The organism is Pseudomonas sp. GM60, from assembly GCF_000282415.1.
Lineage (GTDB): Bacteria > Pseudomonadota > Gammaproteobacteria > Pseudomonadales > Pseudomonadaceae > Aquipseudomonas > Aquipseudomonas migulae.
Window position 1 is genome coordinate 1 of record NZ_AKJI01000133.1, and the last position, 23,315, is coordinate 23,315.

Consider the following 23,315-nt stretch of genomic DNA (forward strand, 5'->3'; position numbering starts at 1 on the left):
TCAGCTCACCGCCCTCTACGTCCAGCCCGCTGAGGGTGACGGGGTTGTCCGGAGTATCAGGAACGTCCGGATTATCAGCAACAACAACCGGCGCAGCAGGCGCGTTGCCGCCATTGTCCGGATCACCGGCCAGACGCACCAAGGGAAATTCGGGAACACCATTGAAGCCTGCTGTGGGAAAACCGACAGTCGGATCGACCCGCCCGGCCACTTCCTCCAGCAGCACAAAACTATGGCCGCCGCCCAATGCTCCGCCGGGTGCACCCGGTGTGCCCGGCCCTGCCGCCGTCGCTTCAGCTGTTTGGGTCGGGTCGTCGCCCGCTGCGATGGCTTTTTGTACTCGCTCGACATCTGACAGTTGAGCCTGAGTCGGCGTGGTCGCTTCTGGTGTATTCACATGGGAGGCGTGATCCACCAGCAACTGAGGGTTCATTTGCAGACTGCTGCCACGCCCGAGCGTCAGTTCCTGGCCATTTTGCAGGTGCACCGCCACCGCGCCTTCGGCCCCGGTGATCAGTTGATCGCCCGCAAACAGCCGGTCCCCTTCGACCAGAGCACGCCGAGTGCCGTTGCTCGCCTCGGCGAACACCTGACCAATGACCTTACTGACGATACCGATGAGCGTAGCCATGTGCACTTCCTCCGCTGCCGACTGCCGTCGGCATCCTGTTGTTTGCGAAGAACGTGCTCATGGGTCAAGCGGTGGCCAGCGAGCCTCTTCCGGGGAGCAACTTGTCAACACCAAGCCGCTGCCCTGGCGACTATCTCGCCAAGCGTGTCGCTCACAGGCGACGTGTCAGCTACGGAATAAAACCCTCTGCGATCAAAGGCATCGGGATCCTGTTCGGTAACACCTCGTCCAGTGAGCGATGCGTAACGGTTCTGAACCCATCAAGTGACAAAAAACCGTCACCAAAAAAACCGTTTCGCGTCCCTCCCCTCCAGCACTTCTACGCCCTAGTCGATATGTGGGTGGAACTTTCCTTTTGCCCTTTCGAGCGCCCTAACGCTCATAAATCAAGGGCTTTCGACGTGAACAATGTGCTGGATTTTGCAGAGCGCATAAGTTTTTTTTGGCATAACCCTTATGAAAAATCCTTCTTAGATTCTTCCCAGAATGTTCTTAGCTCTGTTGTAACGAGCATGAAACGGTATCACCTATAAATGTCGTCAAATAATTGGCGACTAATAAGCACCATTAGGACTCAGGGAGATGTACCCATGCGCCGATTGAACCCCATCTGCAGTGCGATTCTATTGGCCATGGCCTGTACTTCTCAGGCTCACGCCATGTCACTGACCGAGGCGATCCAGAGCACCCTTGCGACCCACCCGGAACTGGCGTCGCGGGTGGACAGCCGTCTGTCGGCCGATGAAGACGTGAAAGTCGCCAAGGGGGGCTTTTATCCTTCCGTGGATCTGAACGCCTCGTACGGGCGCGGGTACAGCGATAACACCAATACCCGGGCCTTCGGCAATCACCACACGGAAATCCTGAACTACACCCAATCGGAACTGCGTCTGCGGCAGATGCTGTTCGATGGCTTCAACACATCCAACGAAGTCGAGCGCACCAAAGGCGTGGTCAATTCACGGGCCTATTACGCGCAGGGCACTGCTCAGGACTTGGCCCTGCGCACCATCGAGGTCTACCTCGAAGTGCTCAAGCGCCGCGAACTGGTGACGCTGGCCAAGAACAACCTGCAAGCCCACCTGCGAGTCAACGACCAGATCGGCCTGCGCACCCAGCGCGGGATCGGCAGCACCGCTGACGCCGACCAGTCCGTGGCGCGTCGGGCACTCGCGGAAAACAACCTCGACACCGCGGAAGTCGATCTGGCCGATGCCGAAGCGAATTTCTACGCCGTCACAGGGCGCATGCCCGATGAACTGGAAACGCTGCCATCGATTCGCGGCGAATTGCCGGCCACGATCCGGGATGCCCAACAGAGCATGGTCGACAACAACCCGTACCTGAAATCGGCCCAGGCAGATGTGCAATCGGCCGAGAGCCAGTACGAAGTCGCCAAGTCGCCGTTCTACCCACGCTTCGACGCTGAAGCCGCGGTGGGGGCGAATAACAACATCGCCGGTGAAGAAGGCCACGACAACGAATGGCGCGTCGGCGTCGTGATGAACTACAACCTGTTCCGCGGCGGCAGCGACAAGGCGCGACTGGCCTCCGACGCGCACAAGATCAACCAGGCCATGGACATCCGCAACAATGCCCTGCGCCAGCTCAACGAGAACATTCACCTAGCCTGGAACGCCATGGTCAACGCGAAAAAACAAACCCCGACCGCCCGCGAATACGCCGAAACCACTACCCGCGTACGGGCGGCGTATCAAGACCAGTTCGGCCTCGGCCAACGGACCCTGCTTGACGTGCTCGACAGCGAAAACGAACTCTACAACGCCAACCGTCGCTATACCGAAGTGCGCTACACCGAGGAATTCTCGATGTACCGCGTGCTGGCGAACATGGGCCAGTTGCTGAGCAAACAACGCGTGGTGCTGCCCGCCGACGCGATTGCCCGGACCGAAGTGAAAAACGAAGCCCGTTTGCCTGAACTGAAGTAGCGTACTGGAGCGAGCAATGTGACCAGCATGGAATCCGGCAACACTGGTGTCGATCCGAGGCTGAGCTTCGATGACCCGCTCCTGGACGGTCTGTTGATTCTCTGCAAACTTCATGGCGCGACGGTCAGTCGCGCCAGCCTGAGTGCCGGGCTGCCAATGGCACACCAACGCCTGAGCCTGGACCTGCTGCCGCGCGCAGCGGCCCGGGCCAGTTTGCAGGCGCGTTTGTTGCGCCGTGAACTGGACGACATTTCTGCGCTCAACCTGCCCGTGCTTCTGATCCTCGACAACGGTCGCACCGCCGTGCTGCGTCGCTTTGGCGATGATGGTCGCCTGCTGATTCTGCCAAGCGAAGCCGACGGCGGCGAGCAATGGGTCAGCCGTGAAGAGCTGGCCGAAAGCTACAGCGGCCAGGCCTTGTTCGCCCGACCACGGCATGAACTCGAAGACCTGCGCTCGCCACTGGTGCCGCGTGTGGAGGCGTGGTTTCGCGACACCTTGAAGCTGTCGAAGTGGCTGTACAGCGATGCGATCCTGGCGAGCTTCCTGATCAACCTGCTGGGGCTGATGGTGCCGTTGTTCGTGATGCAGACCTACGACCGAGTGGTGCCGAACCAGGCCACTTCGACCCTGTGGGTGCTGTCCATCGGCTTGCTGATCGGCACCGGTTTCGAGCTGGCATTGCGGGTGGTCCGCGCGCATTTGCTGGACACCGCCGGCAAGAAAACCGACGTGATCCTGTCCGCGACCTTGTTCGAACGCATCACCGGCATGTCGATGAAAGCGCGGCCGGCGACCATCGGTGGTTTCGCCCAGAGCATCCATGACTTCCAGGGCCTGCGCGAATTCCTCACCGCCGTCACCCTGACCAGCCTGATCGACCTGCCCTTCGCCGTGCTGATGCTGGTGGTGATCGGCCTGCTCGGTGGCTGGCTGGTAGTCATTCCGTTGCTGGCGTTTCCGATCACGATCCTGTTCGCGATGGTGATTCAGGTACGGCTGCGCGACACCGTGCAAAAAAGCCTGACCCTCGGCGCCGAACGCCAGGCGTTGCTGATCGAGACCCTCGGCGGCCTGGAAACCCTCAAGGCCTGCAGCGCCGAAAGCGAGCGCCAGCACAAATGGGAAAGCACCCACGGCGCCCTCACCCGCCTCGACAGCCACGCGCGCAACCTCTCGGCGCTGGCCACCAACGGCACGCTGTTCATCCAGCAGTTCTCCGGCATGGCGACCATCGTCGCCGGGGTCTACAGCATCATCGCCGGCAACCTCAGCGTCGGCGCGCTGGTGGCGACCTACATGCTTGGCAGTCGCGTACTCGCACCGCTAGGACAGATCGCAGGGTTGATCACGCGCTATCAGCAAGCGCAACTGACGATGAAAAGTACCGATGCGCTGATGGGCCTGCCGCAGGAGCGCGATGCGAAACAGCGGCCATTGGAGCGCACGCAACTGCAAGGCGCCCTCGACGTCAGCGGCGTGACCTTTCGCTACAACGGCCAGAATGCACCAGCGCTGGCCAACATCAGTTTCAGCCTCAAACCCGGTGAGCGGGTCGGCATCATCGGTCGCAGCGGTTCGGGCAAAAGCACCCTGGGGCGACTGGTCATGGGGTTCTACGAACCGGAAGAAGGCCAGTTGCTGCTCGATGGCCTGGACCTGCGGCAACTGGACGTCGCCGACCTGCGCCAGCAGATCGGTTACGTCGCCCATGACCTGCCACTGCTGGCCGGCAGCCTGCGCGACAACCTGACACTCGGCGCACGCTATATAAGCGATGCGCGGATGCTGGAAGTGGCCGAACTGACCGGCGTCACCGAGCTCGCGCGTCAACACCCACAAGGGTTTGACCGGCCCGTCGGCGAACGCGGGCAGTTGTTGTCGGGCGGGCAACGCCAAGCCGTATTGCTGGCGCGCGCCTTGTTGCTCGACCCGCCGATCATGCTGCTCGACGAACCCACCAGCGCCATGGACAACAGCAGCGAAGATGTTTTGCGGCAAAAACTTCACGGTTGGGTCCAGGGCAAAACCTTGCTGCTGGTGACCCACCGCACCTCGATGCTCAGCCTGGTGGATCGGCTGGTGGTGCTCGACAACGGGCGGATCGTCGCCGACGGTCCGAAAGAAGCGGTCATCGATGCACTGCGCAAGGGCCGTGTCGGCTCTGCGGCCGTCTAGGAGTCCGCTCATGTCATCGTCACAAAGCTCACGCGGCTACTTCGACAGCTTCAGCAAAAGCGCCGAAAGTGAGTTCATGCCGGAAACGGCCGGCGCTTCTTTGCAGGACTCACCGCGCTGGTCGCGGATCACGGTGTGGCTCGCTGCTGCGCTGATCATCAGCGCCGTGGTCTGGGCCAAATTCGCCGTGTTGCAGGAAGTCACCATGGGCGAAGGCAAGGCGATTCCGTCGAGCAAGGTGCAGGTGATCCAGAACCTGGAGGGCGGCATCGTCACCGAAATCTTCGTGCGCGAAGGGCAAATGGTGAACAAGGGCGACACATTGCTGCGCCTGGATGACACGCGGTTTCTGTCGAACAAGGGCGAGAGTGAAGCGGATCGTTACGCCTTGACCGCGCAGGTCGAACGTCTGTCCGCCGAGGCCGAGGGACGGCCGTTCAGTTTGTCGCCGGAGGTAATCGCCAAGGCCCCGCAAGTGGCCGAGGACGAGCGCTCGCTGTACGAACAACGGCAACGCCGGTTGGCCAGCGAGCAACGCACGCTGACCGAGCAACTGCGGCAGAAAACCCAGGAACTGGCGGAGTTCCGCTCCAAACAGGGTCAATACAGTTCAAGCCTGGCGCTGCTGCAACAGGAAATGAACATGTCCGCGCCGCTGGTGGGCACCGGGGCGGTGTCGCCGGTGGAAATCCTGCGGCTCAAACGCAGCGCGGTGGAAATCCGCGGTTCGCTGAATGCCACGACGCTGGCGATTCCTCGCGCCGAGTCGGCGATCAACGAGATCAAAAGCAAGATCGACGAGTCGGAACAAACCTTCCGTTCGGACGCGGCGAAAGAGCTGAATGAGAAACGCACCGAGCTGTCGAAAATCACCGCGTCGAGCATCGCCATCGACGACCGCGTGAGCCGCACCACGGTGGTATCGCCGGTGCACGGGATTATCAAAGTGCTGAAGGTCAACACCATCGGCGGCGTGGTCCAGCCGGGCAGCGACATGGTGGAAATCGTGCCCATCGAAGACAACCTGCTGATCGAAGCCAAGGTGCGCCCGCAAGACGTGGCGTTCCTGCATCCGGGGCAGAAAGCGATGGTCAAGTTCAGTGCGTACGACTACACGATTTATGGTGGGTTGAGTGCCAGGCTTGAGTTGATTGGTGCGGACACGATCACCGATGACAAGGGCAACAGCTTCTATCTGATTCAGGTGCGAACCGATAAAAACCACTTGGGCGGGGATGTGAAACCGCTGCTGATCATTCCGGGGATGGTGGCGACGGTGGATATCATTACCGGGGAGAAAAGTGTGCTGGATTATCTGCTGAAACCGGTGTTGAAAGCTCGGACGGAGGCGATGCGGGAAAGGTAGTCTTTGCTGAGATTTTCTTTGATTGTTTTACCGTCATCGCGAGCAGGCTCGCTCCCACAGTGATCGCGTTTCTTCTGGAAGAACCCGTCAACTGTAGGAGTGAGCCTGCTCGCGATGAGGCCCTAAAAAACACCGACTATTCCGAACCATGGTTGCGCTGGAAAACCTCCTCCCCCATCGCCGCAATCTGCCCCTCGATCAACGCCTCGAACGGTTTCAACAATGACTCGAAACTGACAGGCGCTTCCAGCGTCTGCAACGCCTGCACAATCGCCTCCACCGTCGACAACGCCCCCGGCGCCGGGGCCTTGCGCAAGCGATACCGCGACACGCCGCCCGCCACCAAAGTCACTCGGGGCAATGCCGCCAGCAGCGGATTGAGGTGCAGCATTTTGCGCGCCTTGCGCCAGGTGCCATCCGGAACGACCAACAAGAGTGGCTCATCGTTTGCGGCATACGCCTGCATCGGTTGCGCATCATCGGCCGGAAACAATAATCGCGCCTGATAGCCCGGCTGATTCAACAGCGCCGGCAAATCCTCGAACACCTCACCCACAATCAATTCGGCATTGTTCAACCCCAACGCCGCCAGCCTTGCGGTGTTCAGTGCATGGTTCACTTCGCTCGGATGCTGCAGCAGCATCACCCGAGTGCGGCTGTCGATGCTCGGGATCAATGGGCACAGGCAGTGGGTTTGCGGGCGCAGGCAGCGCGGGCATTGGATTCTGGACATGGTTTCAAGCCTGATTGAGCTGCGCCTTGAGCAGGTCGCGGAAGGTCTGGATCAACGGTTCGCGGCTGCGGCCCCGGCGCATGATCATCGAAAACGGCGCCTGGTAACCGAAGGTCGCCGGCAGCAACACGCGCAAATCACCCTTGTCGGCCCAGGCCTGGGCGTAATGCTCCGGCAGGTAACCGATGTAGGCGCCGGACAGCACCAGAATCAACTGCGCCTCCATACTTTCCACGGTCGCGGCACTGTGCTTGAAGCCGTGACGCGCCAGTTCGGCCTGGCTCCAATAGCCGCGGCCGACCATGCGCTGCTGGGTGATGACTTGTTCGGGAATGCGCCGCTCGGTGAACAGCGGATGACGGCTGCTGCAATACAGCCAGTGTTGCTCGCGGTACAACGGCATGTAGACCAGCCCGCTCATGCGCGTGGAAAACGCACCGATGGCCAGGTCGAGGCGGTTGTCCTGTACGCCGAGTTGCAGCTCGTACGGGCTCATCACCGACAGGTGCAAATGCACGGCCGGGTGTTCCTGACTGTAGGCGCCGATGGCTTCGGCGAACGGCAAGGCCTTGTCGCTGACAGTGGAGTCGATGACGCCGAGGTTCAGCGTACCGCGCAATTCGCCCTTCAGCGCCGCCGCGTATTGCTCGAAGCCTTCGAGTTCGCCGAGGAGGCGCAGGGTTTCCTGATGGAACAGCTCGCCTTTGCTGGTCAGGCTGAAACCGCCGCGCCCGCGATGGCACAGCACCAGGCCGAGGGCCGCTTCGAGCTGGCTCATGTAGGTGCTGATCGCCGAGGTCGAGAGGTTGAGCTCTTGCTGGGCGTTGGCAAACCCCTGATGGCGGACCACGCTGACGAAGATGCGTAATAGTTTCAGGTCGGGTAAAGCGTTGGCCATGGGGGCTCCGTAGCGTGTATCGGTGAGTCCGCGTTGTTTGACGGCGGTTGCTGCGCAACCGATCGCCAGCAAGCTGGCTCCTACAGGGTCGTGCAGCATTGACGATTACGCTCAACCTGTAGGAGCCGGCTTGCCGGCGATTCGGTTGCATGGACAACCCATCCCTCAAGCCGGGAAGTCTATCCCCCCTCCCGCCATTAGTTTAGAAAAATCTGAACTAAGTATTTGTCCGTAGCGATTCTTCCCGGCCACTACATTTCGCAGAATCGGCCCCTAACGGTGCCCGAGCCTCCCCGGTGCGGTGCAACCGACATAAATAAAACAACGACGATGAGGCCCTACCCGTGGACAAGATTCTTCACCAACCACTGGGCGGCAACGAAATGCCGCGCTTCGGCGGCATCGCCACCATGCTCCGACTCCCCCATGTACCTACCGCTGCCGGCCTGGACGCTGCCTTTATCGGCATCCCACTGGACATCGGTACTTCCCTGCGCCCTGGCACCCGTTTCGGGCCGCGTGAAATCCGCGCTGAATCGGTCATGATCCGCCCGTACAACATGGCCACCGGCGCGGCACCGTTCGACTCGCTGTCGGTTGCCGACATCGGCGACATCGCGATCAACACCTTCAACCTGCTCGACGCCGTGCGGATCATCGAAGAGTCCTACGACAACATCCTTGAACACGATGTGATCCCCCTGACCCTCGGCGGCGACCACACCATCACCCTGCCGATCCTGCGTGCCATCCACAAAAAGCACGGCAAGGTCGGCCTGGTGCACATCGACGCTCACGCCGATGTGAACGATCACATGTTCGGCGAGAAAATCGCCCACGGCACCACCTTCCGTCGCGCCGTCGAAGAAGGTCTTCTGGATTGCGACCGTGTAGTGCAAATTGGCCTGCGCGCTCAGGGCTACACCGCCGATGACTTCAACTGGAGCCGCAATCAGGGTTTCCGTGTGGTTCAGGCCGAAGAATGCTGGCACAAATCCCTGGCCCCCCTGATGGCCGAAGTTCGCGAGAAAGTCGGCGGCGGTCCGGTGTACCTGAGCTTCGATATCGACGGTATCGATCCGGCCTGGGCACCTGGCACCGGCACTCCGGAAATCGGCGGCCTGACCACCATTCAGGCAATCGAGATCGTTCGTGGCTGCCAAGGTCTCGACCTGGTCGGTTGCGACCTGGTAGAAGTCTCGCCCGCTTATGACACCACCGGCAACACCTCGCTGCTGGGCGCCAACCTGCTGTACGAAATGCTCTGCGTACTGCCTGGCGTGGCCCACCGCTGAGGATTGGTCATGAACGAGCGTGATCAGGTTCTGCACGCTGCCGCCGATCTGGTGGCAGCCTTTGCCCGTAACGATCGCGAAGCCTACTTCGGCGCCTTCAGCTTTGACGCCAGCTTCGTTTTCTACACCCTCGAGCAGCCTCTGCTGTCGCGCGATGCCTATCAGGCGTTGTGGGACACCTGGCGTGCCGAGGATGGCTTCGAGGTGCTGTCGTGCACCTCGAGCAACGCTTTCGTCAGCCTGCAGGGTGACGTCGCGATTTTCATCCATGACGTGGCCACCGAGCTGCGCATGCAAGGGGAGCAACACTTCAGCCAGGAGCGCGAGACGATTGTTTTCAAGAAACAAGCGTCTGGCCAAGAACAACAAGGCCTATGGCTGGCCTGCCACGAACATTTGTCCGCAATGCCGGAAGGGCTGCCAACCCCTTAGCCAAACAGGTGACGCTCACACACGATGAGCGCGCCTTTATGATCGGAGCAGATCATGAATAACAACAACAACGACCAAAGCCTTACGCACATTGAAACCTACGGGGTCGAACAGATCCCGGACAACGAACGCACCGCAGGCCCGACGGACTTGTTCCGGATGATCTTCGGCGGTTCCAATACCTTTGCCACCGCCGTGCTCGGCAGTTTCCCGGTGCTGTTCGGCCTGTCATTCCAGGCGGGCGTCTGGGCGATTGTGCTGGGCGTGTTGCTGGGCTCGCTGATCCTCGCGCCGATGGGCCTGTTCGGCCCGATCAATGGCACCAACAACGCCGTGTCTTCCGGTGCGCACTTCGGCGTGCACGGGCGGATCGTCGGTTCGTTCCTGTCGCTGTTGACCGCCATCGCCTTCTTCTCGCTCTCGGTGTGGAGTTCGGGTGATGCGCTGATCGGTGGCGCAAAACGCCTGATCGGCCTGCCGGAAACCGACCTGACCCTGGGCCTGGCCTACGGTCTATTCGCGATCCTGGTGCTGACGGTTTGCATCTACGGCTTCCGTTTCCTGCTGTGGGTCAACAAGATCGCGGTGTGGAGCGCCAGCCTGCTGTTCCTGCTGGGCATCTTCGCTTTCGCCGGTCCTTTCGATGTGAACTACGCCGGTACCGTGAGCATGGGCCAACCGGGTTTCTGGGCTGCCTTCATCGGCGCTGCGCTGGTGGCGATGAGCAACCCGATTTCCTTCGGCGCGTTCCTCGGCGACTGGTCGCGTTACATCCCGCGTGAAACCTCCAAGCGCCGGATCATGGCCGCGGTGGTGATCTCGCAGATCGCAACGTTCATCCCGTTCCTGTTCGGCCTCGCCACCGCCACTATCGTAGCGATCAAGGCGCCGGACTACATCGCCGCCAACAACTACGTCGGCGGCCTGCTGGCCGTCTCGCCGAGCTGGTTCTTCCTGCCGGTGTGCCTGATTGCGGTAATCGGCGGCATGTCCACCGGCACCACCTCGCTGTATGGCACCGGGCTGGACATGTCCAGCGTGTTCCCGCGTGTGCTGTCGCGGGTCAAGGCCACCCTGTTGATCGGTGTGATGTCGATTGCCTTCATCTTCATCGGTCGCTTTGCGGCGAACCTGGTGCAGAGCGTATCGACCTTCGCCGTGCTGATCATCACCTGCACCACTCCGTGGATGGTGATCATGATCATCGGCCTGCTGGTGCGTCGCGGCTTCTATTGCCCGGATGACCTGCAAGTGTTCACCCGCGGCGAGAAAGGCGGTCGTTACTGGTTCACCCACGGCTGGAACTGGCGTGGGCTGGGTGCCTGGATCCCGAGTGCATTGGTCGGTTTGTGCTTTGTGAACCTGCCGGGGCAATTCGTGGGTGTACTGGGGAACCTGGCGGATGGCATCGACATCAGCCTGCCGGTAACCCTCGGCCTGGCGTCACTGGTGTACCTGGCGCTGCTGAGCCTGTTCCCGGAATCGGCTGCGGTGTTCGGCCCGAATGATCCACGCAGCAAGAGCACGGATTCGCTCGGTAAACCGGCGTTGCGACAAGCCGCCTGATTAAACGCATTCCCCTTGTGGGAGCGGGCTTGCTCGCGAAGACGGCAGCACATCCAACATTGATGTGACTGACAGACCGCATTCGCGAGCAAGCCCGCTCCCACAGGGATTGATTTCAGCCTCACCATAAAAAAGACAATCGGAGACTCGCCATCATGGCATTGGATTTATTCGTCGTACTCATCTACGCCGCCGCGATGCTGATACTCGGCTACTACGGCATGCGCAAAGCCAAGACCAACGAAGACTTTTTGGTCGCCGGTCGTAACCTCGGCCCGAGCCTGTACATGGGCACCATGGCCGCTACCGTTCTGGGCGGCGCATCTACTGTCGGCACCGTGCGCCTGGGCTACGTCCATGGCATTTCCGGTTTCTGGCTCTGCGCGGCCCTCGGTTGCGGGATCGTGGCGCTGAACCTGTTCCTCGCCAAACCGCTGCTGAAACTGAAAATCTACACCGTTACCCAGGTGCTGGAAAAACGCTACAACCCGATGGCCCGCTCCGCGAGCGCGGTGATCATGCTGGCGTACGCACTGATGATCGGCGTGGTTTCGATCCTGGCCATCGGCACCGTGCTTCAAGTGCTGTTCGACCTGCCGTTCTGGCTGTCGGTATTGGTCGGCGGTGGCGTGGTGGTGATTTACTCGGCGATCGGCGGCATGTGGTCCCTGACCCTGACCGACATCGTCCAGTTCGTCATCAAGACCGTGGGCCTGATGTTCATCCTGTTGCCGATCTGCCTGTACCGCGTCGGTGGTTGGGATCAGTTGGTGGCCAAACTGCCGGAGGCAAGCTTCAGCTTCACCACCATCGGCTGGGACACCATCATCACCTACTTCGTGATCTACTTCTTCGGCATCCTGATCGGTCAGGACATCTGGCAACGGGTGTTCACCGTCAAGACCGCCAAGGTCGCGCAATACGCCGGTACTGCCGCAGGCCTCTACTGCATCATCTACGGTCTGGCGTGCGCCCTGATCGGCATGGCCGCTCACGTACTGATCCCGGATCTGGACAACGTCAACAACGCTTTCGCCGCCATCGTCAAACTGTCGCTGCCGGACGGTATCCGTGGCTTGGTCATCGCCGCTGCACTGGCCGCCATGATGTCCACCGCCAGCGCAGGCCTGTTGGCTGCCGCCACTACTCTGAGCGAAGACCTGCTACCTAAACTGCGTGGCGGTAAACAGTCGAGCCTGAGCCTGAACCGCCTGGTGACGCTGCTGACCGGAATTGTCGTGCTGGGTATCGCCCTGGTGGTGAACGATGTGATCAGCGCCCTGACCCTGGCCTACAACCTGTTGGTCGGCGGCATGCTGATCCCGCTGATGGGTGCGATTTTCTGGAAACGCGCCACTACCGCCGGCGCCATCGCCAGCATGGGCCTGGGCTTCGCAACCGCTCTGCTGTTCATGGTCAAGGACGGTCTGGATGCCAACACCCCGATCTACTACAGCCTGCTCGCAGGTCTGGTGAGCTTCATTGTGGTGAGCCTGATGTCTCGCCGCCCGGCTGCGGTGGCGAACGCCATCTAAGCTTTCTATAACGACTTGATGCTTTCTTCGACGGGTGTGGCGTCGGTTGCCACACCCGTTTTTTTTCGCCTGGAGAAAACCTTTGATGAAGATTGTTTCTCGCGATCAGTGGTTCGAGGTCAAGCAACTCAGCGACGGCATCCGTCTGATTCACGAGCCTTACATCCGTCCCTTCTACCGCTGCAACCTCTGGCACATTCAGGGCCGTGACAAGGACCTGCTGCTGGACAGCGGCTCCGGTTTGGTGAGCCTGCGCGAGCAACTGCCATGGATCACCGAACGGCCATTGGTGGCGGTGGCCAGTCATTGCCATTTCGACCACATCGCCGGTCATCACGAATTTGCCGAACGCCTGGTCCACCCCGCCGAGGCCGACATCCTGGCGGCACCTGACGGCGAAAACGATTTGAGCCGGGCATTTGTCGGCGACGATATGTTCGAGGCGCATCCTGATTGCCCGCTGTGCTACGCCGAGTACCGGGTCAAAGCCGCGCCGGCCACGGGAATGATCGAGGAAGGTGACGTGCTGGATCTGGGCAATCGCGTGTTGCAGGTGCTGCATACGCCGGGACATTCACCGGGCGGCATCAGCCTGTATGAAGCTGCGACCGAAACCCTGTTCAGCGGCGACATCATCTACGACGGGCCGCTGATCGAAGACGCTTACCATTCCAACCTCGACGACTACGCGCGCAGTCTGCAACGCTTGCGTGATCTGCCGATCCGCACCGTGCATGGCGGGCATTTCGGGAGTTTTTCCGGGGAACATTTGCGCACGATGATTGATGAGTGGCAGCGCTCGCATGGCTGACGCCTGCTGTACTCGACACCAGGGAAAACAACAGGCATTTAGCGCCGAAGAAGACCGGATGCTCAAAATCGCCAGGACGGCGAATGATCTGAGTCGGTTTTTGATGGAGATCGGGCGGTACTGATTTCGCCCGATTTTTGAATTTACACCTGCTACGCAGCCGAATGCAGCCGTCGACAGCTGCTACAACACGGCTGCGGTGTTCCAGACCTTGACGTTACCGACGACGCTGCTGGCGTCGACGCTGTTCATCGTCAGTGCGAATAGGCACAGGTTGCAGAGGCGGTTCGATCAAACCGAGTGCGACACCCAGGTCATGCAGCCAGTTTTGAATTTTCTCTTTCATGGTGCCCCCTTCAGGGTAGTGCCGAGCGGCTGAAATTCTGTAGCCCCTTCGCACTGATAATAGTCCGAAGTCCTACGAAATGCTCGGCAAAATCCGCAATGATCTGTTACTGAATTGATCAAAATACCTGACCATTAGCTCAGGCAATCGCCTGGGCCTGGATCGACACCCTGGGTTGACCGGTCACTGCTGGCCAAGGGCTTTGCGCAAACGACGGCGCACCCACTGCTCAGCGCTGACAAACGTAATGCCGAGCAGCACCAGCACGGCACCGATGACAAAGTTGAGACTCAGCACCTCCCCCAGCAACACCACACCGAACGTGACGCCGAACAACGGCGTCATGAACGAAAACACCGCGAGGTTCGCCGCCAGATACCGGCGCAACAGCCAAAACCACGTCAGGTAACTGAAAAACGAGACCACCAGCCCCTGGAACAACACGCTGGCCACGGCCACGGTGGTCAGACTGACGTGGGTAACCTGGCCGCTGAGCATCGCGATCAGCAGCAGGCCGACGAAACCGACAATCAACTGATAGAACAACGTGAGCGTCACCGGCGCTTCCGACAGGCGCGAGGCCCGCACCACGACCGTGGTCGCCCCCCAGGAGGCACCGGCTAATACGCCCAGTGCATCGCCCATCAACATGCGGTGATCGAGGTTGTCCCAGGACACCCCACCGGCAAACGCGATGGCAATCCCGACAAACGCCAGAAAAATCCCCAACCATTGCACCGGTCTTAAACGCTCACTCGGCAACAGCCAGTGCACGCCCAACGCGGTGAAGATCGGCGCCGTGTAAAGGAACACCGACATGTGTGCGGCCGTGGTCAGCTGCAAGCCTTCGGAAATGAAGAAAAACTCCAGTCCAAACAACGCGCCGGCCAGTAATCCACCGCGCCATGTATGGCTGACCTGATCCCAACCGCCCTTCCAGCAGATCAGCAATCCTACAAGCAACGCAGAAATTCCTGACCGACCGGCCGCCTGCATGACTGGCGCGATGTCCGGTGCCGCCCACTTGATCATGACTTGCTGTACGCCCCAGATCAGGCACAACCCGACCATCACTTGCAGGGCAAACCCATCGGCGCTACGCCGGGTGGCGCTCACCGGAACACCTCGACAACACAATCCATGGCAATGACTCACAGTAGAAAGCAAAGCCCCGACTCAAGGTCGGGGCAAATATTTATGCTGTCGATTATTAACCAGATGGCCAGAAAAAGTAGCCTGTGGGAGACCTTCAAGTCACCACGGACGCCATCTTGCGCGACGTCACTTCAGTTCAATGCGATCGGCATGAATGACGATCTGGCCATTCTTGTACAACGCGCCGATGGCCTTCTTGAAGTTGCCCTTGCTAACACCGAACATGCTGGTGATCACCGCCGGATCGCTCTTGTCGCTCACCGGCAGCGCGCCGTTGTTGTCGCGCAACTTGGCGAGGATCTTCGAGTTCAGGCTGGTGGCGGCTTCTTCGCCCACTGGTTGCAGGCTCAGGCTGATCTTGCCATCGGCACGGACTTCTTTGATGAAGCCCTTCTCTTCTTTACCGGCGCGCATGAACTTGAAGATTTCGTTCTTGTGGATCAAGCCCCAGTGCTTGTTGTTGATAATTGCCTTGAAGCCCATATCGGTGGCTTCGGCAACCAGCAGATCAACTTCCTGGCCAGGGGTGTAGTTGGCCGGGGTCTTGTCCAGGTAACGGTCCAGACGCGCGGTCGCGGTGATACGACGGGTGTGCTTGTCGAGGTAGACATGCACCACGACGTACTCGCCCGCGGTCATCTGACGCTTTTCTTCGGAAAACGGCAGCAACAGATCCTTCGGCAAGCCCCAATCCAGGAAGACGCCGATGCTGTTGACTTCAACGACTTTCAAACTGGCGAATTCACCGACCTGAACTTTCGGCTTTTCGGTAGTTGCGATGAGTTTGTCATCGCTGTCCAGATAAATAAAAACGTTGAGCCAGTCTTCATCTTCGCTGGGAATATCTTTGGGAATATAACGATTAGGCAGAAGGATTTCGCCGTCCGCACCACCGTCCAGATATAAACCGAAGTTAGTGTGTTTAACCACTTGCAAACTGTTGTAACGCCCGACTAAAGCCATTTCCAATACCCTCATTGCGTGGGCGGCATTCTACCCGTTTTTGCAGGCCGCGTTCGGCGCCCGGCCCGGTGGCGCGAGAAAATCCTCTGGGGGCCTTAATTTTCCTGGGGTTTGACAGGCGGGTCTGTCCGCTCGTCAGGCCGACCTGTCGATTCATCGCCCTTCCAGCCAGGTAAAAATCCATTCCTCCCCACCGATGTTCTTATTTAAAACAGCAGCTTAGGGACATAACTCGAATAATAACTTGCGATTAATGGCGCTTTTGTGATGTGTATTTCAGGGGGATATTTGCCAAGCAATTGTCAAGTATTTCCTGTACGATGCGTGGCCAAGTTAATTTTCTACAGGTTAATGGCCGCCATGCGCGTAAAAGCATCCACCAGCAAAGCAAAGCCAGCTCCAGCCGTTGAAACCAGCGAATCGATCAACAATCAGATTGCTGCGTTCCTCAAATCCGGCGGCGAGATCCAGCAAATTGCCAAAGGCGTCAGCGGCCAGACGTTCGGCCCGTCCAAGCAGATTACCTTGGGCAAAAAATAACACCCGCGTTACCTGGTCCCTAAGCGCTTTGAGCTTCGAAGCGCTTGGACTGGAACCCTCCCCGTAACACCCCGCCAAACCCCATCAATATTTCAAAAATCGACGAACGGCCCTCGATGCCGAGCATTCGCCGGTAGCTCCGCCAATTCCGGGCACAACTGTCAGTGCGTTGGCCTGATCACCTTCAAGGCTGAATGCGCGTTTTATTGATTGGCTGAACTGGCAGGCTCATCCTGCGATCACATGAGAACCTACGCTTTCGCAAGGACTCGCCCATGTCGCGCTGGTTGAAGTGTCTCGCCGTCGTCATCACCCTCAGTCTTGCCCTCGGTGCCTGCAGCCGCATGGGCCTGGCCTATCGCAACCTCGACGTGATCATCCCGTGGACGCTCAGCGATTACCTGGACATGAACGGCGAGCAAAAAGGCTGGTTCAACGAGCGCCTCAAGGAACACCTGAGCTGGCACTGCACCACGCAACTGCCAGGCTATCTCGACTGGCTGGACCGTTTGCAGGTGATGGTTGAAACCAATCAGGTCACCGACGCAGCGCTGCAATCCCGCACCCAGGAAGCCAAACAAGCCATCGCCCAGACCGCCCGGGAAATCACCCCGTCGGCCATCGAGTTGTTGCAGGGGCTGGACGACAAACAAGTCGCGGAAATGAACGAAGCCTTCGCCAAGGACCGGCGAAAACGCCAGCAGGATTACGTGAAACCGTCGCTCGTTCAGCAGGTCAAGGAACGTAGCGAGCGTATGGAAAAACGTCTGGATGGCTGGATCGGACCGCTGAGCCCGCCCCAACAACAACGGGTCGTTGCCTGGTCAAATGCGTTGGGCGACCAGAACACGCAATGGATTGCCAACCGCGTACATTGGCAGAAACAGTTCAGCGCGGCGGTTGCGCAGCGTCAGAGTCCAGGATTCCCACAGCGCATCGAGACGCTTCTGGTGAATCGCGAGAGCTTATGGACACCCGATTACCGCAAGGCCTACGCCAACACCGAAGCACAGGCACGAAGCCTGTTTGTGGATTTGATGGCCGAAAGCACACCGGCTCAACGCCAGCGGCTGCTGAAAAAAATCGAAGGAGTGCGCAAAGACTTCAACGACTTGAAGTGCCTTAAAACAGCGAAGCAGGAATAGTCACCTCACCACAACCCCCTGTAGGAGCTGGCTTGCCAGCGATGAGGCCGTTACATCCAACATCCATGCTGGCTGAAAGACCGCAATCGCTGGCAAGCCAGCTCCTACAAGGGATATGCGGGGTCTTCAGGCAATTTGCGCGTGGGACGCCACTTCATCAAACGTCACCTCATCCAGCGCATCATCCTGCTCATCCAGCACTTGCCGCGGATGATCATTGCCCGGAATGCTGCTGTCGATCAGGCTCAACAACCTTGAACCCCGCATCGTCAGCCTGTAATTCGAACCGGTTCCACCCTGCTCTTCAGGTCGAGGCTCGATGTAGCCACGCGCCAACAGTAACTTTTCATACTCGCCGGCCACCGCTTTCAGGTGATCCAGGTTCTCAGTCTCTTCGCCCTCCGTGGCTTTCTCCGCCGCGTACTGCTCGGCATAGGGCCGTGGCGTGAAGCTGGGTGCTGCGTTCTGCACTTCGTGCAGCAGGCGTTCAATCAAATCCCAGTTATAAGTCGTCATCCTGTCCAACCTCCAAAACCTGTGAGTGTGATGGCCTTCATAGCTTGTGACCGACAGCGCTCGCCGCCGTTCAGCGCAGTTCTTTAACGGCGCTGACCGGCGGTATGTCGAATTTGGCATAGGTCAAACGACAAGGTTGTGTCAGTCACCGCCCAGCATTGCGCAGGAGAAAACCCGATGAACGTTCAGAACCATCCGGTTGTGTCGCGAGAAGAATGGCTCGCCGCCCGCAAACAGCACCTGGCCCACGAAAAAGCCTTCACCCGGGAACGGGACAAACTCAGTGCCGAACGCCGCGCCCTGCCCTGGGTGAAAATCGACAAGGACTATCACTTCCAGGGCCCCAATGGTGAATTGAAGCTGGCCGACCTGTTCGGCGGTCGCAGCCAACTGGTCATCTACCACTTCATGTTTGCCGACGGCTGGGACGAAGGCTGCCCCGGTTGCTCATTCCTGTCCGACCACATCGACGGCGCCAACCAGCACCTGGCGCATCACGACGTGGCGGTGGTCGCGGTTTCCCACGCACCCTTCGCCGAATTCCAGGCGTTCAAGCGACGTATGGGCTGGAAATTCGATTGGGTGTCGTCAGAAGGTTGCGACTTCAACTACGACTTTGGCGTCTCGGCCCGAGCTGAAGATGTAGCCGCCGGAAAAGCCACCTACAACTACGAAAAAACTGACGGCGCCGAAGAAGAACTCCCAGGCCTCAGCGTGTTTTATCGCAACGAAGCAGGCGAGATTTTTCACACCTATTCAACTTATGCCCGTGGCCTGGACATGCTGGTCGGCGCCTATAACTACCTCGACCTGACACCCAAGGGGCGCAACGAAGAGCAGATCATGGAATGGGTACGGCATCACGACAGGTATGAAGACAAGGTGAGTTCGAGCTGCTGCCATGGGGGGTAGACCACACCTTCGCGAACCAGCTTGCTCCCTCAACGGTCAGGACCGGACACAATGTCCGTGAACGCCGCAACTCCTGTAGGAGCAAGCTTGCTCGCGATGCTTACTTACGATCAACGCCGATGCAACTGACACACCGCTATCGCCAGCGATTGGCTTTCAGCTTGTCACTCGAACAAAAGAAGCCGATACGCTGAACTTTCCCCTGATCTCAACCCTCAACCGGATAACCCGCCTTAACCGGAACTGAGGCCCGCCATATGAAAACCCTGCTGAAACTCACCCTCGCCGCCACCCTCGCGTGCGCCCTGCCCGTTTGGGCCTGCACACCCGAGGAAGCCACCACCAAACGCGAACAACTGGCCAAGGAAGTGGCCAAACTCACCGAACAGAATCCGAAGAAGGCCAAGGAGATCAACGACGAGTTGCAGAAAATGGATTTGGGCACGGCCAGCGCGGATCTGCCGGACAAGTGCCAGTTGATCGATCAGCGCATGAAGGAGTTGGAAACAGCGGATAAAAAAGCTGAGAGCTAACCTTGTAGGAGCCAGCTTGCTGGCGATGGCTGCACCGCGGTGTATCTGTTAGATCGCATCGCCGGCAAGCCGGCTCCTACAGGGGATCGCGTTATAAAAAAAACCGGACATTTGTCCGGTTTTTTTATGGGATCGCTACGGCGCTTTATTCAGCAGCCGGCGCTTCCGGCTTGCGGCGCTTGAGCGGGGCCATGCCGTCCTTGCTGACCAGCGACAGGGCGTCGGTCTTCGGGCGGTTGGCGATTTTGCGCTTGGTCGGTGCCTTGGCGCCGGTTTTCTTCTTCTCGCCCTTGGCGTCGACCTTTTTCTTCTTCACGCCAACCGCTTTGCCCGAGGCCTTGACCTTTTTCGGTCCGCCGTAGGTGCCTTTGACTTCCTTGATGGTGCGGCGCTCGAAGCTCTGCTTGAGGTAGCGCTCGATGCTCGACATCAGGTTCCAGTCGCCGTGACAGATCAGCGAGATGGCCAGGCCATCGTTGCCGGCACGACCGGTGCGACCGATGCGGTGAACGTATTCGTCGCCGCTGCGCGGCATGTCGAAGTTGATCACCAGGTCCAGGCCATCAACGTCCAGGCCGCGAGCGGCAACGTCGGTGGCCACGAGGATTTTCACGCCGCCTTGCTTCAGGCGATCGATCGCCAGCTTGCGGTCTTTCTGGTCCTTGTCACCGTGCAGGACGAACGCTTTGTATTCCTGCGCCACCAGGCGGCCGTAGATACGGTCGGCCATGGCCCGGGTGTTGGTGAACACGATGGCCTTCTGATAGGTCTCGTTGGCCAGCAGCCAGTTCACGATCTGCTCTTTGTGCTGGTTGTGGTCAGCGGTGATGATCTGCTGGCGAGTGGTCGCATTCAGGTCGCTGACGTTGTTCAGCTGCAGGTGTTCCGGGTTGTTCAGAACCTTGGCAACCATCTCGCGCAGGCCCGAACCGCCAGTGGTGGCGGAGAACAGCATGGTCTGCTGGCGATTGGTGCACTCGTCCACCAGACGCTGCACGTCTTCGGCAAAGCCCATGTCCAGCATACGGTCGGCTTCGTCGAGCACCAGCACTTCGACTTCTTTCAGGTCGAGGTTGCCGGCATTCAGTTGCTCGATCATCCGGCCCGGCGTACCGATCAGGATGTCCGGCACCTTGCGCAGCATGGCGGCCTGGACCTTGAAGTCTTCACCGCCGGTGATCAGGCCGGACTTGATGAAGGTGAATTGCGCAAAGCGCTCGACTTCCTTGATGGTCTGCTGGGCCAGCTCGCGGGTTGGCAGCAGGATCAGGGTCTTGATGCTGACGCGGATTTTCGCCGGGCCGATCAGACGGTTGAGGATCGGCAAAACGAAAGCAGCGGTTTTGCCGCTACCGGTTTGCGCTGTCACCCGCAGGTCACGCCCTTGGAGCGCCAGCGGAATAGCCGCTGCTTGCACAGGCGTTGGCTCGACAAATTTAAGCTCGGCCACGGCTTTGAGCAGGCGTTCGTGCAGGGCGAATTGGGAAAACACGGGTGCTACCTCGAAGAAATACAAAAAAACAGCTGCATAGGGTAACGGTTTCGAGCGCGAAGGCCGAGTTTCTTTATGCAATCGACCGTAAACAGTGGCTTTTTTGTTGCCTCTTTTGTCCTTAAACGTCATGCAAAGCGTCTTAAATGCTCTAATCGGTCCGACACGGACAATAGAAGAAACGGTTTTACCCATGGATATCAAACAGCTCTGGCTCAACGTCCAAGACATCTGGGGTGCTCTCGATCAGCATCCGCTCCTGCATTCCGGCCTCGGGCTGCTTCTGTTGCTGGTGGTGGCACTGACCCTCGGACGAGTGGCGCGTTACCTGATCCTGCACGCGACCAAAATGCTCGGCCGCCAACCGGCGTTGCACTGGGTCAACGACTTTCGCCAGAACAAGGTGTTTCATCGCCTGGCGCAGATGACGCCGTCGCTGGTAATCCAGTTCGGCTTGCATCTGGTGCCGGAGCTGGGCAAAACCAGCCTGATTTTCCTCGGCAACGTCGCACTGGCCTTCACCATTCTGTTCCTGGTGCTGGCGATCAGCGCCCTGCTCAATGCGTTGCTGGACATCTACGCCCGCACCGAACACGCCCGCACCCGCTCGATCAAAGGCTACGTGCAACTGGCGAAAATGGTGTTGTACGTATTTGGCGCAATAATCATCGTCGCCACGTTGATCGACCGTTCGCCGCTGTTGCTGCTGTCGGGTCTGGGCGCCATGTCGGCGGTGATTCTGTTGGTCTACAAGGACACATTGTTGTCGTTTGTCGCCAGCGTGCAGTTGACCAGCAACGACATGCTGCGGGTCGGCGACTGGATCGAGATGCCGCAAGTCGGCGCCGATGGCGATGTGGTGGACATCACGCTGCACACGGTCAAGGTGCAGAACTTCGACAAGACCATCGTTTCGATTCCGACCTGGCGCCTGATGTCCGAGTCGTTCAAGAACTGGCGCGGCATGCAGCAGTCCGGCGGACGACGGATCAAGCGCAGCTTGTTCATCGACGCCAGCGGCGTGCGATTCATCCGCGATGACGAAGAGCAAAAGCTGTCCCAGGTGCACCTGCTGACCGATTACATCAGCCGCAAACAGGCTGAACTCAAGGCCTGGAACGAGGCTCAGGGCAACGTCGCGGCAATGTCGGCCAACCGTCGGCGGATGACCAACATCGGGACCTTCCGCGCCTACGCGCTGGCGTATTTGAAGAGTCACCCGGAGGTCCAGCCGAACATGACCTGCATGGTGCGGCAGATGCAGACCACGGCGCAGGGGATTCCGCTGGAAATCTACTGCTTCACCCGCACCACAGCATGGGCGGATTACGAGCGGATTCAGGGGGATATTTTCGATTATCTGCTGGCGGTGCTGCCGGAGTTTGGCTTGAGCCTTTATCAGCAGCCGAGTGGCGGGGATCTGCGGGCCGGGTTGCTCCCGGCGATGCTAGGCGCAAGCCACATCCCCGAACCCGAAAAACACATCATGTAACCCCCAAACCCTTGTAGGAGCGAGGCTTGCCCGCGAAGGCGGAGTGTCAGTCAAAATAGTTATCGACTGATACTCCGCCTTCGCGGGCAAGCCTCGCTCCTACAGGGGTAGTGGTGTCAGTTGATTTTTCGCTGCGGCGCCTTGTGCACCATGGTGTAGGCGTAATCCACACCCATGCCATACGCGCCGCTGTGTTCCAGCACCAGCTCCATCACCGCCTCGTAAGTGTCTTTGTGTGCCCAGTCACGCTGGTATTCCAGCAGCACTTGTTGCCAGGTGACCGGCACCGCGCCTGCCTGAATCATCCGTTGCACCGACATGTCGTGAGCTTCTTTGGTGGTGCCGCCAGACGCGTCGGTCACGATGTACACCTCGTAGCCTTCAGCCAGGGCTTCCAGCGCCGGGAAGGTCAGGCAGACTTCAGTCCAGAGCGCGGCAATGATCAGCTTCTTGCGGCCGGTGGCTTTCACCGCGTCAACCAGCGCCTTGTCTTCCCAGGAGTTCATCGAGGTGCGCTCGATCGGCTTTTGATCCGGGTGCACTGCCAGCAACTCCGGCCAGATAAAACCGCTGAAGCTTTCGGTTTCCACCGAGGTGTAGATCGTCGGCACGTTGAAGATCTTGGCGGCCTTGGCCAGGCCGACGGTGTTGTTCTTCAGGGTCTGACGGTCGATCGACTGCACGCCGAAAGCCATTTGCGGCTGGTGGTCAATCAGGATCAGAGCGGAGTTGGTTGGGTTGAGCAGTTCACGAATAGACATGGCGCGTTCCTTTTGATGTCGATAGTTCAAATCAGTAATGGGTTAGTCGACGTGGCTTCCAGAGGC

The 23,315-nt window shown here is 59.3% G+C and carries 22 protein-coding genes and 1 pseudogene; 14 read left to right on the top strand and 9 right to left on the bottom strand.

What is annotated here, in order from left to right; all coding sequences use genetic code 11:
- On the bottom strand, nucleotides 1–631 hold a 631-nt coding region (locus PMI32_RS03255), incomplete at its 3' end, for a retention module-containing protein (RefSeq protein WP_008034250.1).
- 590 nt (nucleotides 632–1,221) lie between these two features.
- Between PMI32_RS03255 and PMI32_RS03250 the strand changes: the two genes are divergently transcribed.
- From PMI32_RS03250 to PMI32_RS03240, 3 genes are read left to right on the top strand one after another with little or no spacing between them, the layout of a single operon-like run.
- Nucleotides 1,222–2,580 carry a TolC family outer membrane protein gene (locus tag PMI32_RS03250; RefSeq protein ID WP_008034251.1) on the top strand — a complete coding sequence of 453 codons (1,359 nt, stop codon included), beginning with the start codon at nucleotides 1,222–1,224 and terminating at the stop codon, nucleotides 2,578–2,580.
- An 18-nt stretch (nucleotides 2,581–2,598) separates the two neighbouring features.
- The gene (locus tag PMI32_RS03245; protein ID WP_008034252.1) at nucleotides 2,599–4,758 is read left to right on the top strand and encodes a type I secretion system permease/ATPase; all 2,160 of its coding nucleotides are present in this window, start codon (nucleotides 2,599–2,601) and stop codon (nucleotides 4,756–4,758) included.
- Nucleotides 4,759–4,768: 10 nt separating this feature from the next.
- Nucleotides 4,769–6,124, top strand: a complete 1,356-nt coding sequence (locus PMI32_RS03240; RefSeq protein WP_008034253.1) for an HlyD family type I secretion periplasmic adaptor subunit — start codon at nucleotides 4,769–4,771, stop codon at nucleotides 6,122–6,124.
- A gap of 136 nt (nucleotides 6,125–6,260) precedes the next feature.
- Here PMI32_RS03240 and PMI32_RS03235 read toward each other — a convergent pair whose 3' ends face one another.
- Nucleotides 6,261–6,857 (bottom strand): tRNA-uridine aminocarboxypropyltransferase, encoded by a 597-nt coding sequence (locus PMI32_RS03235; RefSeq protein ID WP_008034254.1) that lies wholly within the window; start codon nucleotides 6,855–6,857, stop codon nucleotides 6,261–6,263.
- Nucleotides 6,858–6,861: 4 nt separating this feature from the next.
- Nucleotides 6,862–7,755, bottom strand: a complete 894-nt coding sequence (locus PMI32_RS03230) for a LysR family transcriptional regulator (protein ID WP_008034255.1) — start codon at nucleotides 7,753–7,755, stop codon at nucleotides 6,862–6,864.
- A 344-nt stretch (nucleotides 7,756–8,099) separates the two neighbouring features.
- On the opposite strand from PMI32_RS03230, the gene speB reads away from it, so the two are divergent.
- The 6 genes and pseudogenes from speB to PMI32_RS30810 form a co-directional block, all read left to right on the top strand.
- The gene (gene speB, locus PMI32_RS03225) at nucleotides 8,100–9,050 is read left to right on the top strand and encodes an agmatinase (RefSeq protein ID WP_008034256.1); all 951 of its coding nucleotides are present in this window, start codon (nucleotides 8,100–8,102) and stop codon (nucleotides 9,048–9,050) included.
- Nucleotides 9,051–9,059: 9 nt separating this feature from the next.
- Complete coding sequence (locus tag PMI32_RS03220; protein ID WP_008034257.1) at nucleotides 9,060–9,482, top strand: YybH family protein; 423 nt, start codon at nucleotides 9,060–9,062, stop codon at nucleotides 9,480–9,482.
- A 54-nt stretch (nucleotides 9,483–9,536) separates the two neighbouring features.
- Nucleotides 9,537–11,048: a purine-cytosine permease family protein gene (locus PMI32_RS03215; RefSeq protein ID WP_008034259.1), complete on the top strand. Its 1,512-nt coding sequence runs from the start codon at nucleotides 9,537–9,539 to the stop codon at nucleotides 11,046–11,048.
- Nucleotides 11,049–11,203: 155 nt separating this feature from the next.
- Nucleotides 11,204–12,583, top strand: a complete 1,380-nt coding sequence (locus PMI32_RS03210) for a sodium:solute symporter family protein (protein ID WP_008034261.1) — start codon at nucleotides 11,204–11,206, stop codon at nucleotides 12,581–12,583.
- Between the two features lie 85 nt (nucleotides 12,584–12,668).
- Nucleotides 12,669–13,394: an MBL fold metallo-hydrolase gene (locus tag PMI32_RS03205; protein WP_008034263.1), complete on the top strand. Its 726-nt coding sequence runs from the start codon at nucleotides 12,669–12,671 to the stop codon at nucleotides 13,392–13,394.
- A 34-nt stretch (nucleotides 13,395–13,428) separates the two neighbouring features.
- Nucleotides 13,429–13,518, top strand: a pseudogene (locus tag PMI32_RS30810) (acyl carrier protein); the annotation flags it as partial.
- A 93-nt stretch (nucleotides 13,519–13,611) separates the two neighbouring features.
- Here the strand turns inward: PMI32_RS30810 and PMI32_RS30925 are convergent.
- From PMI32_RS30925 to PMI32_RS03195, 3 genes are all read right to left on the bottom strand, one after another.
- Nucleotides 13,612–13,740: a PA1414 family protein gene (locus tag PMI32_RS30925; protein ID WP_007914492.1), complete on the bottom strand. Its 129-nt coding sequence runs from the start codon at nucleotides 13,738–13,740 to the stop codon at nucleotides 13,612–13,614.
- Nucleotides 13,741–13,923: 183 nt separating this feature from the next.
- Entirely contained in the window at nucleotides 13,924–14,856 is a 933-nt protein-coding gene (locus PMI32_RS03200) for a DMT family transporter (protein ID WP_008034264.1), read from the bottom strand.
- A gap of 165 nt (nucleotides 14,857–15,021) precedes the next feature.
- Entirely contained in the window at nucleotides 15,022–15,858 is an 837-nt protein-coding gene (locus PMI32_RS03195) for a CvfB family protein (RefSeq protein ID WP_008034266.1), read from the bottom strand.
- A 351-nt stretch (nucleotides 15,859–16,209) separates the two neighbouring features.
- Here PMI32_RS03195 and PMI32_RS03190 point away from each other — a divergent pair, with 351 nt between their 5' ends.
- Together PMI32_RS03190 and PMI32_RS03185 are read left to right on the top strand one after the other, a co-directional pair.
- Complete coding sequence (locus PMI32_RS03190) at nucleotides 16,210–16,398, top strand: PFL_1563 family small protein (RefSeq protein ID WP_028621608.1); 189 nt, start codon at nucleotides 16,210–16,212, stop codon at nucleotides 16,396–16,398.
- Between the two features lie 275 nt (nucleotides 16,399–16,673).
- A complete protein-coding gene (locus PMI32_RS03185; RefSeq protein ID WP_008034270.1) occupies nucleotides 16,674–17,543 on the top strand; it encodes a DUF6279 family lipoprotein in 870 nt (289 codons plus the stop codon).
- A 126-nt stretch (nucleotides 17,544–17,669) separates the two neighbouring features.
- Here PMI32_RS03185 and PMI32_RS03180 read toward each other — a convergent pair whose 3' ends face one another.
- A complete protein-coding gene (locus PMI32_RS03180; RefSeq protein WP_008034272.1) occupies nucleotides 17,670–18,059 on the bottom strand; it encodes a hypothetical protein in 390 nt (129 codons plus the stop codon).
- Between the two features lie 177 nt (nucleotides 18,060–18,236).
- Between PMI32_RS03180 and PMI32_RS03175 the strand changes: the two genes are divergently transcribed.
- Both PMI32_RS03175 and PMI32_RS03170 read left to right on the top strand, forming a co-directional pair.
- Nucleotides 18,237–18,971 (top strand): DUF899 domain-containing protein, encoded by a 735-nt coding sequence (locus PMI32_RS03175; protein ID WP_008034274.1) that lies wholly within the window; start codon nucleotides 18,237–18,239, stop codon nucleotides 18,969–18,971.
- Nucleotides 18,972–19,228: 257 nt separating this feature from the next.
- Nucleotides 19,229–19,504: a hypothetical protein gene (locus PMI32_RS03170; RefSeq protein WP_008034277.1), complete on the top strand. Its 276-nt coding sequence runs from the start codon at nucleotides 19,229–19,231 to the stop codon at nucleotides 19,502–19,504.
- Nucleotides 19,505–19,649: 145 nt separating this feature from the next.
- Here PMI32_RS03170 and PMI32_RS03165 read toward each other — a convergent pair whose 3' ends face one another.
- Nucleotides 19,650–20,996: a DEAD/DEAH box helicase gene (locus PMI32_RS03165; RefSeq protein WP_008034278.1), complete on the bottom strand. Its 1,347-nt coding sequence runs from the start codon at nucleotides 20,994–20,996 to the stop codon at nucleotides 19,650–19,652.
- A 193-nt stretch (nucleotides 20,997–21,189) separates the two neighbouring features.
- On the opposite strand from PMI32_RS03165, the gene PMI32_RS03160 reads away from it, so the two are divergent.
- Nucleotides 21,190–22,488: a mechanosensitive ion channel family protein gene (locus tag PMI32_RS03160; protein WP_008034280.1), complete on the top strand. Its 1,299-nt coding sequence runs from the start codon at nucleotides 21,190–21,192 to the stop codon at nucleotides 22,486–22,488.
- Nucleotides 22,489–22,604: 116 nt separating this feature from the next.
- Here PMI32_RS03160 and PMI32_RS03155 read toward each other — a convergent pair whose 3' ends face one another.
- Nucleotides 22,605–23,249: a hydrolase gene (locus tag PMI32_RS03155; protein ID WP_008034283.1), complete on the bottom strand. Its 645-nt coding sequence runs from the start codon at nucleotides 23,247–23,249 to the stop codon at nucleotides 22,605–22,607.
- Nucleotides 23,250–23,315: the final 66 nt, after the last annotated feature.

What these genes read in the sequence shown, in the direction of transcription:
- PMI32_RS03210 (WP_008034261.1), top strand. Translation starts at nt 11,204, where the DNA reads ATGGCATTGGATTTATTCGTCGTACTCATCTACGCCGCCGCGATGCTG.
- PMI32_RS03170 (WP_008034277.1), top strand. Translation starts at nt 19,229, where the DNA reads ATGAAAACCCTGCTGAAACTCACCCTCGCCGCCACCCTCGCGTGCGCC.
- PMI32_RS03185 (WP_008034270.1), top strand. Translation starts at nt 16,674, where the DNA reads ATGTCGCGCTGGTTGAAGTGTCTCGCCGTCGTCATCACCCTCAGTCTT.
- PMI32_RS03195 (WP_008034266.1), bottom strand. Translation starts at nt 15,858, where the DNA reads ATGGCTTTAGTCGGGCGTTACAACAGTTTGCAAGTGGTTAAACACACT.
- PMI32_RS03215 (WP_008034259.1), top strand. Translation starts at nt 9,537, where the DNA reads ATGAATAACAACAACAACGACCAAAGCCTTACGCACATTGAAACCTAC.
- PMI32_RS03230 (WP_008034255.1), bottom strand. Translation starts at nt 7,755, where the DNA reads ATGGCCAACGCTTTACCCGACCTGAAACTATTACGCATCTTCGTCAGC.
- PMI32_RS03220 (WP_008034257.1), top strand. Translation starts at nt 9,060, where the DNA reads ATGAACGAGCGTGATCAGGTTCTGCACGCTGCCGCCGATCTGGTGGCA.
- PMI32_RS03190 (WP_028621608.1), top strand. Translation starts at nt 16,210, where the DNA reads ATGGCCGCCATGCGCGTAAAAGCATCCACCAGCAAAGCAAAGCCAGCT.
- PMI32_RS03160 (WP_008034280.1), top strand. Translation starts at nt 21,190, where the DNA reads ATGGATATCAAACAGCTCTGGCTCAACGTCCAAGACATCTGGGGTGCT.
- PMI32_RS03180 (WP_008034272.1), bottom strand. Translation starts at nt 18,059, where the DNA reads ATGACGACTTATAACTGGGATTTGATTGAACGCCTGCTGCACGAAGTG.
- PMI32_RS03235 (WP_008034254.1), bottom strand. Translation starts at nt 6,857, where the DNA reads ATGTCCAGAATCCAATGCCCGCGCTGCCTGCGCCCGCAAACCCACTGC.
- PMI32_RS03240 (WP_008034253.1), top strand. Translation starts at nt 4,769, where the DNA reads ATGTCATCGTCACAAAGCTCACGCGGCTACTTCGACAGCTTCAGCAAA.
- PMI32_RS03205 (WP_008034263.1), top strand. Translation starts at nt 12,669, where the DNA reads ATGAAGATTGTTTCTCGCGATCAGTGGTTCGAGGTCAAGCAACTCAGC.
- PMI32_RS03155 (WP_008034283.1), bottom strand. Translation starts at nt 23,249, where the DNA reads ATGTCTATTCGTGAACTGCTCAACCCAACCAACTCCGCTCTGATCCTG.
- PMI32_RS30925 (WP_007914492.1), bottom strand. Translation starts at nt 13,740, where the DNA reads ATGAAAGAGAAAATTCAAAACTGGCTGCATGACCTGGGTGTCGCACTC.
- PMI32_RS03250 (WP_008034251.1), top strand. Translation starts at nt 1,222, where the DNA reads ATGCGCCGATTGAACCCCATCTGCAGTGCGATTCTATTGGCCATGGCC.
- PMI32_RS03175 (WP_008034274.1), top strand. Translation starts at nt 18,237, where the DNA reads ATGAACGTTCAGAACCATCCGGTTGTGTCGCGAGAAGAATGGCTCGCC.